Source organism: Bacillus cabrialesii (genome assembly GCF_004124315.2).
Taxonomy (GTDB): domain Bacteria; phylum Bacillota; class Bacilli; order Bacillales; family Bacillaceae; genus Bacillus; species Bacillus cabrialesii.
The window spans coordinates 312,267-325,524 of record NZ_CP096889.1 but is presented as its reverse complement, the minus strand read 5'-3'; the positions used below and the strand labels follow the sequence as shown (position 1 = coordinate 325,524).

The 13,258-nt window shown below is 45.4% G+C and carries 13 protein-coding genes and 1 pseudogene; 7 read left to right on the top strand and 7 right to left on the bottom strand.

The features are described 5' to 3' along the window. The first annotated feature begins 76 nt into the window (after nt 1–76). Together EFK13_RS01785 and EFK13_RS01780 are read left to right on the top strand one after the other, a co-directional pair. Nucleotides 77–218 (top strand): annotated as a pseudogene (locus tag EFK13_RS01785) (hypothetical protein). A 12-nt stretch (nt 219–230) separates the two neighbouring features. Then, nucleotides 231–1,295: a DUF4352 domain-containing protein gene (locus EFK13_RS01780; RefSeq protein WP_129506806.1), complete on the top strand. Its 1,065-nt coding sequence runs from the start codon at nt 231–233 to the stop codon at nt 1,293–1,295. Between the two features lie 39 nt (nt 1,296–1,334). On the opposite strand, the gene EFK13_RS01775 is transcribed toward EFK13_RS01780, so the two are convergent. The 3 genes from EFK13_RS01775 to natA form a co-directional block, all read right to left on the bottom strand. Then, complete coding sequence (locus EFK13_RS01775; RefSeq protein ID WP_129506807.1) at nt 1,335–2,267, bottom strand: aldo/keto reductase; 933 nt, start codon at nt 2,265–2,267, stop codon at nt 1,335–1,337. 136 nt (nt 2,268–2,403) lie between these two features. After that, nucleotides 2,404–3,564, bottom strand: coding sequence for a sodium ABC transporter permease NatB (natB, locus tag EFK13_RS01770; RefSeq protein ID WP_129506808.1), 1,161 nt, complete (start codon nt 3,562–3,564; stop codon nt 2,404–2,406). Then, nucleotides 3,565–4,305 (bottom strand): sodium ABC transporter ATP-binding protein NatA, encoded by a 741-nt coding sequence (natA, locus tag EFK13_RS01765; RefSeq protein WP_129506809.1) that lies wholly within the window; start codon nt 4,303–4,305, stop codon nt 3,565–3,567. A 143-nt stretch (nt 4,306–4,448) separates the two neighbouring features. Between natA and natR the strand changes: the two genes are divergently transcribed. Beyond that, nucleotides 4,449–5,150: a two-component system response regulator NatR gene (natR, locus tag EFK13_RS01760; protein ID WP_103747663.1), complete on the top strand. Its 702-nt coding sequence runs from the start codon at nt 4,449–4,451 to the stop codon at nt 5,148–5,150. A gap of 12 nt (nt 5,151–5,162) precedes the next feature. Continuing rightward, nucleotides 5,163–6,119, top strand: coding sequence for a two-component system sensor histidine kinase NatK (natK, locus tag EFK13_RS01755; RefSeq protein ID WP_129506810.1), 957 nt, complete (start codon nt 5,163–5,165; stop codon nt 6,117–6,119). Nucleotides 6,120–6,158: 39 nt separating this feature from the next. On the opposite strand, the gene EFK13_RS01750 is transcribed toward natK, so the two are convergent. Beyond that, entirely contained in the window at nt 6,159–7,235 is a 1,077-nt protein-coding gene (locus EFK13_RS01750) for a helix-turn-helix domain-containing protein (protein ID WP_129506811.1), read from the bottom strand. 229 nt (nt 7,236–7,464) lie between these two features. Between EFK13_RS01750 and EFK13_RS01745 the strand changes: the two genes are divergently transcribed. After that, nucleotides 7,465–7,848: an RDD family protein gene (locus tag EFK13_RS01745; protein ID WP_129506812.1), complete on the top strand. Its 384-nt coding sequence runs from the start codon at nt 7,465–7,467 to the stop codon at nt 7,846–7,848. A 37-nt stretch (nt 7,849–7,885) separates the two neighbouring features. On the opposite strand, the gene estA is transcribed toward EFK13_RS01745, so the two are convergent. Both estA and EFK13_RS01735 read right to left on the bottom strand, forming a co-directional pair. Beyond that, nucleotides 7,886–8,524 (bottom strand): lipase EstA, encoded by a 639-nt coding sequence (gene estA / locus EFK13_RS01740; protein ID WP_129506813.1) that lies wholly within the window; start codon nt 8,522–8,524, stop codon nt 7,886–7,888. Between the two features lie 160 nt (nt 8,525–8,684). Further along, complete coding sequence (locus tag EFK13_RS01735; protein ID WP_129506814.1) at nt 8,685–9,818, bottom strand: type II asparaginase; 1,134 nt, start codon at nt 9,816–9,818, stop codon at nt 8,685–8,687. A 217-nt stretch (nt 9,819–10,035) separates the two neighbouring features. Between EFK13_RS01735 and lmrA the strand changes: the two genes are divergently transcribed. Further along, the gene (lmrA, locus tag EFK13_RS01730) at nt 10,036–10,602 is read left to right on the top strand and encodes a transcriptional regulator LmrA (protein ID WP_129506815.1); all 567 of its coding nucleotides are present in this window, start codon (nt 10,036–10,038) and stop codon (nt 10,600–10,602) included. A gap of 48 nt (nt 10,603–10,650) precedes the next feature. Beyond that, the gene (gene lmr(B), locus EFK13_RS01725) at nt 10,651–12,084 is read left to right on the top strand and encodes a lincomycin efflux MFS transporter Lmr(B) (protein WP_129506816.1); all 1,434 of its coding nucleotides are present in this window, start codon (nt 10,651–10,653) and stop codon (nt 12,082–12,084) included. A gap of 61 nt (nt 12,085–12,145) precedes the next feature. On the opposite strand, the gene EFK13_RS01720 is transcribed toward lmr(B), so the two are convergent. Then, the gene (locus tag EFK13_RS01720) at nt 12,146–13,255 is read right to left on the bottom strand and encodes an aminotransferase class V-fold PLP-dependent enzyme (RefSeq protein WP_129506817.1); all 1,110 of its coding nucleotides are present in this window, start codon (nt 13,253–13,255) and stop codon (nt 12,146–12,148) included. Between the last annotated feature and the right edge of the window lie 3 nt (nt 13,256–13,258).

Sequence of the window (13,258 nt, the reverse complement as noted above, 5' to 3'; positions counted from 1 at the left end):
AGGATGATGAACCTATTCAATATAAAAGCTAATAATCTTAAAATTAATTCCGTTGCAACTTTTTATAGGTCCATTCATGACAAAGAAGGGCGGAGTTTCCAGAAAAACCGGTGAAAACCGTGAGAAAAGAACTGATTTTTTTGGTTATATGATGCTAATCCATTCAAAAAGATCCATTTTCTCAAAGACAAAAGACTCCCCTTCCCAAAACCATTTGAGGAGGAAAATGAATGTTTCAGAAAAAAACGTACGCTGTTTTCCTAATTCTTCTGCTGATGATGTTTACAGCTGCTTGTTCCGGAAGCAAAACAAGCGCGGAGAAGAAAGAATCAGAGACAGAAAAAAGCTCAGATATAGCTCAAGTCAAAATCAAAGATGTATCTTATACACTTCCGTCCAAGTATGATAAGTCCACTTCAGATGACCAGCTTGTGTTAAAAGTCAATGTCGCTGTGAAAAACAAAGGAAAAGACCCTCTGAATGTAGACAGTATGGATTTCACTTTGTATCAAGGTGATACCAAAATGTCTGACACAGATCCTGAAGACTATAGCGAAAAGCTTCAAGGCAGCACGATTAACGCTGACAAATCCGTTGAAGGAAATCTTTTCTTCGTTGTAGATAAAGGCAAGCAATATGAGCTGAACTATACGCCGGAATCTTATGGTGATAAAAAGCCAAAATCAGTTACTTTCAAAATTGATGGAAAAGACAAAAAAATCCTGGCGACAGCAGATAAACTCCAAGATTCTGCAAAAGCGTTATCAGCTTATGTTGATATCCTACTCTTCGGTAAGGACAACGCTGATTTCGAAAAAATCACCGGCGCCAATAAAAATGAAATTGTAAATGATTTCAACGAATCCGCCAAAGACGGTTATCTCTCAGCTTCAGGCCTTTCCAGCACATATGCGGACAGCAAAGCGCTTGATAATATCGTAAACGGCATTAAAGAGGGATTAAGCAAAAACTCTTCCATTCAGGCGAAAACAACTTCAATCTCTAAAGACGAAGCCATTGTTGAAGCCACTATTAAACCTGTAGATGCGTCTTCTCTTTCAGACCGCATCGAAGACAAAGTGAAAGACTACTATAGCAAAAATTCTAATGCCAGCTATGAAGAAGCTGTGAAATACGCGCTTCAAGTATATCCTGAGGAATTCAAAAAGCTCGGACCGACTTCATCTGAAAAAACGGTTGAAGTGAAAATGAAGAAAAACGACATCGACCAATGGCAGCTTGACATGGACGATTACAGAGCAGCGGAATTAGTCGAAGCATTCATTAAAGAATAAAACACCAAAAGGAAATAGCCTGCAGGGCTATTTCCTTTTTTATGTGAAAATCCCGCTGATGAAATTCACTTCATCTTCTGTCAGTTCTATGTTCAAGGTTTTCAGGTTATCCTTCAGCTGCTCCGGTCGTTTAGCGCCGGGAATGATGGCGTCTATCGCCGGTCTCGTTAACAGCCACGCCAAGGCGACATGTGCCGTTTCCACTTGTTTTTCCTCCGCTACCGCTTTCAGCTTATCTACTTTTTGGAGATTGTGAATAAACGTTTCTCCCTGAAATTGCGGCTTGTCCTTTCTGAAGTCTTCAAAGACCGTGTCTTTCGTGAATTTTCCTGTCAGCAGCCCGGACGCGAGCGGAAAATAAGGAATAAAGGAAATGCCGTGTTTTTCACAGTAAGGAAGCAGCTCCTTCTCGGCATCACGCTGAATGAGAGAGTATTCTGCCTGGAAGACCTCCAAATAACCGTCCGCATTACATTCCTTCAACTGCTGATAATCGAGGTTTGAAACGCCGATTGCTTTGATTTTCCCCTCATCCTTCAGCTCCTTCAGCGTGCCTGCCACTTCAGCGAGAGGCGTTTTGCCATCCGGGAAATGAACATAATACAAATCAATGTAATCTGTTTTCAGCCGCTTCAGGCTTTTTTCCACCTCGCCGCGAAGAAAATCCCGGCTGTTGTCTATTTCAATGCTGCCGTTCACTTCTTTATGGGCCCCTTTAGTGGCAATAATGAGCTCATTCCGCACGCCGCGTTCCTGCACAACTTCACCGATTAATTCTTCAGAACGGCCCAACCCGTATATAAAGGCGGTATCGAGAAAGTTCACGCCGCCATCCAATGCCGTGCGCACCAAATCTTTCCCTGTTTCATCATTCAGATTCGGAAATAGATTATGCCCGCCGACCGCATTCGCGCCGAATCCGATCCGCTTCACCTGCAGCTTCGTCTTGCCAAGTGTACGTGTTTGATCCATTGTTCCTTCTCCTTTGAAACCAATTTTGATGAAAAATAGTGCAGGGTCACTTTCTGTATTAGATATCCTTTTTCTATTTTCCTTCTTTTTTCAGGATATACAAAAAGGAGAAAGTGTATTTCTCCTTTTGAAAAGTTTATTTTGGCAGAACCCATTTATCTTTCAAGAAACAGGCTCTGGCCAGTAAATAGAAAATGGCGATAAGCACGGCAATGGTTCCTGACGTGAACAAAATGGCAGCCGGGTCAACCATCCCGAATAAAAGCTGTTTGAATAACGCATGCAGGTTTAGAAACGGGATGACAAAGTACGATAAATCAAATTGGTTCGGTGCCTTGCTGAAGATGAAAAACATCGGGAACATAGGCAGAAAGACGACGAGAGACATATAGCTTTGCGCTTCTTTTACCGAGCTGGAAATGATGCTGATGAAAAGCTCCATCGCAGAGATCAGCAATGCAGAAAGCACGATGATTAAAGCTGAAGCGCCGATTACAGCCCACATATGATCTCCAAGCTGGAAGGCCGTCTTTAAATTTTCGGTAAATAACACGGTGGACAAAATCAAAAACACCAAAGCCAATACACCTGAGGCAACTCCAAAAGTAGAAACCGCAAGCCACTTGCCGACCAGCATTTTGTTTCTGCTGACTGGCGTCAATAGCAGCGCCTCAATTGATTTCCGGTCCTTTTCCCCGGCCATGATATCAAGAGCGATCGGCATTGCGCCGGAAACAATGGAAGTCAGAATCAGCATGGGCAGAATGGCGGAAAGCATAATAGCGGAAACCCCTTTCTCCTCCTCCGCTTCCTTTTGCTGAATCGTAAATGGCTGGATAACTGATTGATCAATGCGCTTATTTGTTAAACGTTCCTGCACAATTTCATTTTTGTACTGATCTAAGGCGGACTGCACAAGCTGCATGGCATTTGACGACCCTTGATCGACTGAGTTGCCGTAAACATCAATCTTAAAAGGCGTCATGCTGTTGACATATGAATCGAACTCTTTCGGGACGTTCAGATAGGCATCTGCTTTTCCGTCATCAACCGCTTCTTTAGGCTTAGCAAATGTTTTTACGCTGATCTCGTCAATCGCATGAAGCTTGCTTTCCAGTGCGGGCGGCAGCGAATGGCCGACAGCCAGCGTGTACTTCTCCCCTTTGTCGGACAGCATGCTTTCATAAAAAAATACAAGTCCTAGCATCATAATCATCGGCACTAAGATTGTAAGTAATATCGTTTTTCTGTCACGCAAAGCGTCGATCATTTCTTTTTTATAAATATGGCTCAGCATTTAAGAAATCCCCCTGACAAGCTTAGACATAAAGATGTAATTCAAGTCCTCACTTCGCTCGCTCTCGTATAATGATTCAAGCGCTCCCCGGTAAATCACCTCTCCGCTATGAATCATGATGACACTGTCACAGAGCGCCTGCACTTCCTCCATAATGTGGCTGGAGAATAGAATCGTTTTTTGTTCTCTTTTCAGCTGCTGGATGAATTCGCGGAAGATATTGCTGGATGTAATATCAAGCCCTGTAGTCGGTTCATCAAATAAAATAATGTCCGGATCGTGAATCAGCGCTCTGGCAATGGCGACTTTTTGCCTCATGCCTTTCGAAAACCCGCCCACTCTGCGGTTCATATAATCACGCATGCCGAACCGTTTCGATAAATCTTCTATTCTCGCTTTGATCTCGTGGCGGTTCAGCCCGTACAGCCTGCCGAAATATTGCAGATTTTCTTTAGCTGTCATCCTGTCGTAAAGCCCGGTTTCTCCTCCGAATAAGACGCCGATTCTTTTTTTGACCTCGGCCGGCTGCTTGACCGTGTCAAAGCCCGCTACCGTGATTGCACCCTGTGACGGTTCAAGCAAGGCAGCAATCATTCTCAGCATCGTCGTTTTGCCGGCGCCGTTTTCTCCGAGAATGCCGACGACTTCTCCTTTATGAATTGTTAAGCTTACATCTCGCACCGCTTTAACTACTTTTTTCTTATCATGAAACCTGCGGCTGCAATCGGTCAGTGTAATCATGTCACAATCTCCCTTTTCGTTATTTCTAGTAATGACTATATACGAAATGCTGGATTTGTTGGATAAAGTTGTCGCGAAGAGTTCTTTTTATGTCGCGAAATGGGATAGAATAAAGATGATTCTATGTAACTAGGGGAATGATAATGGTAAAAGTCGGACTTGTCGATGATTATCGAGTAGATTTAGAGAAACTGGAAGCGATCGTGTCCAGAATGCAGAATGTCGAAATTGTCTTTTCCACCGATTCAGCGGAGGAAGCCTACAGCCGGGTGAAGAACGGAGACATTGATCTTCTGCTTGCAGATATCGAGATGCCTCATATGTCTGGCTACGAGCTTGCTGATTTGATCAGGTCCCATTCGCTTGATGTGGATGTGATTTTCGTCACCGGCAACGGCGGTTATGCCGTTCATGCCTTTGACCTCAACGTCCATGATTATATTATGAAACCGTACCATGCCGACCGGCTGAACGCTTCTTTCGACCGTTATTTGAAAAAGAAAACGGAAACGAGTTTGAATGGGCGGATATTGATCAAGCAAAAATCTGAAATGCACGTCCTGCAAAAGAAGGATATCATTTTCGCAGAACGGACGGGACGTTCGACGACGATTGTGACAACCGCTGAAGAGGTGCAGACGTATCAAACATTAAATGATATTAAAGGCGACTTGCCGGAGAAGGATTTTCTCCGTTCGCACCGTTCCTTTATTATCAACATTCATTACATCAAGCACTTTTCCGCTTATACAAAGCATTCGTTTACGGTTTCCTTTGAGGGAACGCCTAAAAAAGCGATGATCACCAAGCAGCAGCTTGATTATTTTCAAAACTACTATTTTTGAGGAGTTCAGAACGTGGTACCCTTTTTTCAATGGCTTTGCCTGTTTTTATTTAGTTTCATATTTTATCAGGGGGCTGATGCTCTTTCACACAGCACAGCCGTCTCTTTGCCCGCGGCTGCTCTAGGTGCGGCGGCAGCTGGATTTTACCTATGGAAAACGAAGCGGGTGTGGGGCCGCAGTTCCTTCCAGCTTTGTGCGTGGGTCGCGGTGATTCAAGTGATGTCAGCGGCGGTGGTGCTGATCGGCACAGACACAACGCCGGCATTGTTTGTCATCGTGATATTCGCAGCGTGTGAAGGGCTCCGTATCGGACAGGCTGCCTCGCTGGCTCGGTTTTCTGATCAAATTGATAAGCTGGCTCAAGCTGAACAGCATGCCAATCGCATGCTGATGGACGTCAGAAGCCGGAATCACGACACAATGAAGCATGTGACAGCGATCCGTTCAGCGCAGTCCAAAGCAGATACACAAGCATATATCCAAAACTGGGCGGATCAGTACAGTCAATATGACCGTTTTTTAAAGGGAGAGAATGCATACGTTGCTGGGGTGCTTTATGATTTTCTTGAAAAAGCCCGTGTTTCAGGCGTGAAGGTTTCGCTGCATATGCATACACCGCTTTCTTCACTTCCGTTTTCACCCGCCGATCAGGTCAGCTTGGCCGGCAACATATTGGAAAATGCGCTCGACAGCGCGGCAGAGGCCCGAGAAAAAGCGGAGATTAAGCTGGAAACCTCACTGCGAAGCGGGCTTTATGTGCTGATTTGTGAAAACAGTACGCCCGGCATGGACCCAAAAGTGCTCGATACACTGTATCAATCGTTTGGCCGTTCCACGAAAAGCGGTGCCCATGAAGGAATGGGCACGTATATCATTCAAAAACTGGTGAAGAGCGCTAGTGGCAGGCTGGATTTTACTTATCGCCACCCCGTCTTCCGATTAGAAATTAAAATTCCGTTCCAAAAATAAAAAAACCTTGAAAAGTCCGGCTTTTCAAGGTTTTTTTCATTAAGATGATAATGCTTGTGCAAAACGATCCGCTTCATCCTGCAGCGTGCTTTCAATTTCTTTGTAACGGCTGGAAATCGTCGATGCGCTGACGCCGTATTTTTTCGCCAGTTTGGCTTGAGAAACAGACGCGCCGTTAAGAGAAATCGCATTTACATAATATTCAACCGCCGCCGCAAAAGCTTCCGGTTTTCTGATGACAGGTGATTTTTTCTCGCAGAATGTTTTCCAAATGTCAATGACAGCCGGAATCAACTCAGTCGGATACTCATCTCCGCTCATGCCTTCTTCGATAGCCGCGGCTGTTTCTTTCTCCATGTCGTTTGCCCACTCAACACTGCTTTCCTCCGCTGTCTCTGCTTGCGGCTCTTCATCTTTCTCCGCTAACAGCGCGAACAGTACATTGTTGAATTCTTCTTTCATGAAGTCTTCCGGCGTTTTGCCGTTCTTCACAGCGGCATCCGCATATTTCTTCACCTTGCTGATCAGCGCTTCTGTTCTCTTCACAGGGAAGATCGTGAACTGCATGAAGAATTCCGCTTTTTCCGCTTCGTGGATTGGATATCCGAGAATCAGGCTTCCCACTGGCGGGAGGTCTTGATTGTTGGCGTCCATTTCCACTTCGAATTGTTTTTTCGTAATGACATCCTCAAAGTGAATGACACCTTCTTTCAGATCCTGCAACAGCAATAAAGCAGGCGTCATGCTCTTCCATGATTCTACGATCTCACGTGTTTTCGGACGAGTGATCGAATCACCTTTTTTCTGAAGGTACTCATCGAAGATTGTCTTTTCACCAGCAAGCGGGTGGAAGAAGATTCCCCAGATTCCTAAGTTAAATACGCTGATGTCTTTCGTCTGTCTGTCCATAGCAGAAAGAAAATCATGCTGGTTGATAAAGCCTGAAATGCTTTCTCTATGTACCGTGAAGGCATACTCCACTAAGTCTTCCTGAATTTGTTTTGCTTCTTTTGCCGCTAGTTCTGTCGGGAAGTCGACAACTTTACTTCCGCAGCATTTTTTATATTTCTTGCCGCTGCCGCATGGGCAAGGGGCATTTCTTTTTACTTTTCCCACAATAAACCCTCCGAATTCTGTTGTAACTTTTCTATTTTAACAAAAATAACTTCTGAGGGCTTGGTTTCGGGCTAAAAAAGAATTGGTAATATGATCAGCTGGCTGATTATGCCAATTTACCTATGACATTTTCATTAAATTTTGTGATTTAAGCCTTATCACCTATTCCCACTTTAGACCCTTCTTTTTTACAATCATTAGGTATTTATCATTTCGAGGAGTGTTTAAGTTGGAACTAGCTGGTTTTATGCTGCGCGCCTGCGCTCTTATACTTGATGTGATCATTGCCGCAGCAGTGATTTTGGCTGCCGGATTTACGTTTGGCGACGGGTCCGCCGGCGTCATCGTTGTCGCCATATTAATGCTGCTTGTTTATCCTTTGCTGATGCCGCTGACAAAGTGGAAAGGTACGCTGGGCAAAAAAATCATCGGGCTTCAAATCGTGAGAGATGAAACACACGAGAAAATTTCTCTCCCACAGGCCATTGTCCGCTACATGATAGCGTGGGTGCATGTGTTCTCCCGCCTGATCTATTTGACAGCCGCATTTACAAAGAAAAAACAAGCCGTTCATGATATGGCTGCGAAAACCATTGTACTGAAAGCAGAATAACCTTGAAGAATATGATTCTTCAAGGTTATTCATCTCGTTAGTTCGTATTTTGGCCTCCGCCGTTCAGCCCTTCTTTAATCAGGCTGTTGACTTGGCTGTTCATCAATAAACCGATGTGGCCAACACCATGAATTTGAACGTTTTTAGCACCATCTAATCTTGATAAATAATTCATGACAATCATATCGGCACTGCTGTAAATGGATGTGTATAAAATCTTTTGATTTGGATCTGTTCCCGGAAGCGCCTTGCCTGTCGTCAAACGGTTCGCGCCGCCAAGCGTCACGACGTTTTCAACTTTATTTCCGCCGTCCAGATTTTTTATGTAGTAAAGTGTGTTCGCGCCCCCCATGCTGTGAGCGACAATATCCACTTTTTTCGCACCCGTTTCATCTAAAACCTTTTTCACAAATCGTGATAATACCGGGCCATTGTTAAAATTCGCGCCTGTCTTGTCCCAAAAATCAACTGCATACAGCTTGTCCCGCGACCAGCCCTGAGATACGAGATAGCTCTTAATTCCCGCAAAATTGAATGAAGCTCCACCAATGCCGTGAACCATAACGACTGGATTGTGTTCAGCGGCTTTTGCTGACGGCTGCAGCGCAAACAGCGATGTAACAGACAGCATCAAAATTGTTACAAGTGCAATAAACTTACTTTTTACAAATTTCATAATATCCTCCTTTTTTTGTAACAAATTCTTCAAATATATTACATTGCCAAATTAACTAAGTAAAGGGTATTTTTTACTTATTTTAAAGAATTTTTAAGGTTTAGAGGGTTTTTCGACCCTAAAAAGCGGAAAAAAAGAAGGCTTTTTCGCCTTCTTTTCCTTAATACTCATTGAAGTAAGCTTGGATTTTTTGCGGATTGTCTGTTTTTGTAAGCGCCAGCATCAGTAATATTCGTGCTTTTTGCGGGTTTAAAGAGTTCGATGACAGCAGATCTTTTTTCCCATAGTCTTGGTTTGGCGTCACGACACCATTTCCCGTACGGGTTGAGCGCATAACAGTGACGCCTTTTTTGACTGCGCTTACCGCTCCTTTTTCGGCTGCGTCAGATAAAGACCCGTTCCCTGAACCAGCATAGACAATCCCTTTTACTCCGGCTTTCACAGCCGCGTCAAACAGGTAGCTTCCGTCATTTTGGTATCCATAGATAATGTCTACTTGGGGCAGCTGATCAAGATTGGAAACTGAGAAATCGGTATCCTTCGTATGCTTGCGGGTTATTTCATTATTAAAATAAATATCATCCGCAATCGTTCCGACATATCCCATTTCTTCTGATTTAAATGTATCCGTTGCGGTTGTGTTGGTTTTGGTCACATAGCGGGCTGACGCAATGCGGTCGTTCAGAACGACGAGCGCCCCTTTTCCTTTTGCCTCAGGTGCGCCCGCCACTTTCACTGCATTGTACAGATTAGACGGCCCGTCGGCGCTAATGGCTGTGGATGGTCTCATAGAACCGACGACAACAACCGGTTTATCGCTTTTCACAGTGAGATTCAAAAAATAAGCTGTTTCTTCCAATGTGTCAGTTCCATGAGTTACGACGATCCCGTCTACATCATCTGAAGCGAGCAATTTGTTTATGCGTTTCGCCAGCTTCAGCAAAATTTTATTATCAATGTTTGTGCTGCCGACGTTGACAATCTGTTCACCGCTGACGTTCGCAATGTCCTTCATTTCCGGAACTGCCTCGATCAGTGATTCAACGCCGACGACACCTGCTTTATATTCAGTCGTTGAGGTTTTCGATTTATCGGCTCCTGCAATCGTTCCTCCTGTCGCTAAAATTTGAATGTTTGGCAGGTCCTTTTTTTCAGAGGCTGAAGCCGAAGAGACTTGTTGTGTCTGCGGTTTTTCTTTCGGGGATTCTTTTGTTTCAGGAGATTGTGAGCATCCAGTAATAGCAAGCAATAGTGCGGTAAAAAGAGTGAGTATGAGCAATCGTTGTTTTTTCATCTGTTTCTCTCCTTACTTTCTTATGATAGTTAATCATTGAACATTTTGTTTATTCAGTCAAAATATGCGTCAGCTTTTCTCTCAGCCTTTTTCACTTGTAATATCCTTCTTTTTTTGTCTTTTCATACAATCACTTTCTCTTGACAATTGATGGGCCAATCAAGATAATAGACCAGTCACTATATTTTTGATTGCAATTCAGTAAGGTGGGAATGTTATGAGTTATGGAGATTCCCGTGAGAAAATCCTTGCGGCAGCAACCCGGCTATTTCAGCTGCAGGGATATTACGGCACGGGGCTGAACCAGATTATAAAGGAAAGCGGCGCGCCTAAAGGCTCTCTTTACTATCACTTTCCGGGCGGTAAAGAACAGCTGGCGATCGAAGCGGTGAATGAGATGAAGGAATATATCCGCCGGAAAATCGCCGACTGCATGGAAGCCTACGCAGATCCAGCGGAAGGCATTCAAGCCTTTTTGAAGGAGCTCTCCTGCCAATTTTCTTGTACGGAAGACATTGAAGGCTTGCCTGTCGGCTTGCTTGCGGCCGAGACGTCCTTGAAAAGCGAGCCGCTGCGGGAGGCCTGCCATGAAGCCTACAAAGATTGGGCCTCAGTGTATGAGGGAAAATTGCGGCAGGCAGGCTGCAGTGAAGTCCATGCCAAGGAAGCCAGCACTGTGATTAACGCGATGATTGAAGGCGGCATTCTTTTATCTTTGACGGCAAAAAACAGCACACCGCTCCTTCATATCTCCAGCTGCATTCCTGACCTGCTGAAGAGATAAAATAAGACACTTAAACTACATTCAGTTGATAGAGAGGGGAAATGATTTTTGGAAACAGCAGCTAAAGCATCTCAGCAATACAAAGTGATGCCGATTATGATTTCCTTGCTGTTGGCCGGTTTTATCGGCATGTTCAGTGAAACAGCGCTGAACATCGCGTTAACCGATCTTATGAAGGAATTGAACATAACAGCGGCAACGGTTCAATGGTTAACGACGGGCTACCTGCTTGTGCTCGGTATCCTCGTTCCTGTATCAGGACTGCTATTGCAGTGGTTTACAACAAGACAGCTTTTTACCGTGTCACTGATCTTTTCAATTTTAGGGACGTTGATCGCGGCGCTTGCGCCAAGCTTCCCGTTTTTATTAGCGGCGAGGATCGTTCAAGCACTCGGAACCGGTCTTTTACTCCCGCTGATGTTTAACACGATCTTGGTGATTTTCCCGCCTCATAAACGGGGCGCGGCGATGGGAACGATCGGGCTTGTCATTATGTTCGCGCCCGCTATCGGACCGACGTTCTCCGGATTGGTTCTGGAGCATCTCAACTGGCACTGGATTTTCTGGATTTCTCTTCCGTTCCTTGTGCTGGCGCTTGTTTTCGGCATGGCATACATGCAAAATGTATCTGACATTACAAAACCGAAAATTGATGTTTTATCTATTATCCTGTCGACGATTGGCTTCGGCGGCATTGTGTTCGGATTCAGCAACGCGGGTGAAGGCTCCGGCGGATGGTCCAGCCCGACTGTGATCGTCTCAATGGTCGTCGGCGTTGTCGGTCTTATTCTATTTTCAATCCGCCAGCTGACGATGAAGCAGCCGATGATGAACCTCCGCGCATTCAGATACCCGATGTTTATTTTGGGTGTGATTATGGTGTTCATTTGCATGATGGTCATCCTGTCATCTATGCTGCTTCTGCCGATGTATCTGCAAGGCGGTTTAGTTCTGACGGCATTTGCTTCTGGCCTTATTCTCTTGCCGGGCGGCATTTTAAACGGATTTATGTCCCCTGTTACAGGCCGTCTGTTTGACAAGTACGGACCGAAATGGCTTGTCATTCCGGGATTTGTGATTGTCACTGTTGTCCTTTGGCTCTTCTCAAACGTCACGACCGCTTCAACGGCTGTGCTGATTATTATCCTGCACACCTGCTTGATGATCGGGATCTCTATGATTATGATGCCTGCGCAGACAAACGGTTTAAATCAGCTGCCGCCCGAGTTTTATCCAGACGGCACCGCTATCATGAACACGCTGCAGCAAATGGCGGGCGCTATCGGAACAGCGGTTGCGGTCAGCATTATGGCTGCAGGCCAGCATGATTATATGAGCACAGTCAAAAACCCCGCCGACCCGTCAGTCATCCCGCAGGCTTTGACAGCGGGCGTTCAGCACGCGTTTGTGTTTGCGATGATTGTTGCGATTATCGGTTTAATTGGCGCTTTCTTTTTGAAGCGGGTTAAGGTCGATCATTAATATGAAAAGCCCCTGATCACAAGGTCAGGGGCTTTTGTGTGTTTACATGTTTGATCCGCCATCAGCGTGCGGCGAAAACCGCTGCGATTTCATCAATGGCATGACGCAGTTCATCCTTCGTGTTATAAAAGTGGGGAGCGAGACGGATGGCAGTGTCCCGCGGCGCGCAAATCACTTTTTTCTTTCTCAGCAGCACCGCCGTTTCCGATGCCCGCTCATCCCGAATCGCAACCATGCCCGGCTGACGCCCCGTTTGTGCCGCCAGCTGCAAGCCTTTTTCAGCAGCATATTGACATGCATCTGAACAGATCGTTTTCACATGATCCCGTATACGAGAGACCCCGATATGATTCAGCAGTGATAAAGCCGCTGACGCCGCGTATACACTGATAAATGCAGGGGTGCCGGTTTGAAACCGCCGCGCGCCTTTCGCATACGGCGCATCAAACCCGCTCTCCCTACCGAACCAAGCTGATGCTTTCGGTTTAAGCGCATCCGACAGTTCCTTTCTCACATAAAGAAACGCCATACCTGATATGCCAAGCAAATACTTCCGGGTGCCCGCCGCCAGCATATCAACTCCCCACTCCCTTACATCAATGGGAATGTGCCCCGCTGATTGATAGGCATCCACAAACAACAAAGAACCCTTTCTCTTAGAAATCTCAGCGATCGCTTTTACATCCTGAACAAAACCGTCACGATAATGAACGTGCGGAACACACGTCAGCACTGTTTCATCCGTTATATGCGTCTCATATTGTTCGAGCGGCAGTCCTCCGTCTATTGATGGAATGACAGATACATTATAGTCAGATAGTGCCTGCCAAACATGAGATACAGTCGGAAAGTCCATCTCCGTATACACAACATGCTTCTTTCTAAAAACAGATAAGGACGATGCCACAGAAACCAGCGCATCAGAAACTGACGGCACAATCGCAATTTCATCCGGTTCAGCACCTATCAGCTGAGCAAACTCGTTTCTCGCACTCTCTGTTTTTTCGATCGCTTCATTCCAGTTTGTCCCCATAAGCAGCAGGCTGTCATGATAGTCTTTGATCGCCCTCGATACAGGCTCTGCCAACGCGCTCTGTGAACAGCTGGCAAGCATCGTATGTGTCTGCACGGTTGGGAACAGCTGACGATACTGCTGCGGCAAATGCTCCATTGT

Coding starts and splice junctions, on each gene's coding strand:
- natA (WP_129506809.1), bottom strand. CDS start 4,305: ATGATTACACTGACCGATTGCAGCCGCAGGTTTCATGATAAGAAAAAA.
- EFK13_RS01720 (WP_129506817.1), bottom strand. CDS start 13,255: ATGGAGCATTTGCCGCAGCAGTATCGTCAGCTGTTCCCAACCGTGCAG.
- estA (WP_129506813.1), bottom strand. CDS start 8,524: ATGAAATTTGTAAAAAGTAAGTTTATTGCACTTGTAACAATTTTGATG.
- natR (WP_103747663.1), top strand. CDS start 4,449: ATGGTAAAAGTCGGACTTGTCGATGATTATCGAGTAGATTTAGAGAAA.
- EFK13_RS01775 (WP_129506807.1), bottom strand. CDS start 2,267: ATGGATCAAACACGTACACTTGGCAAGACGAAGCTGCAGGTGAAGCGG.
- EFK13_RS01780 (WP_129506806.1), top strand. CDS start 231: ATGTTTCAGAAAAAAACGTACGCTGTTTTCCTAATTCTTCTGCTGATG.
- natB (WP_129506808.1), bottom strand. CDS start 3,564: ATGCTGAGCCATATTTATAAAAAAGAAATGATCGACGCTTTGCGTGAC.
- EFK13_RS01735 (WP_129506814.1), bottom strand. CDS start 9,818: ATGAAAAAACAACGATTGCTCATACTCACTCTTTTTACCGCACTATTG.
- lmrA (WP_129506815.1), top strand. CDS start 10,036: ATGAGTTATGGAGATTCCCGTGAGAAAATCCTTGCGGCAGCAACCCGG.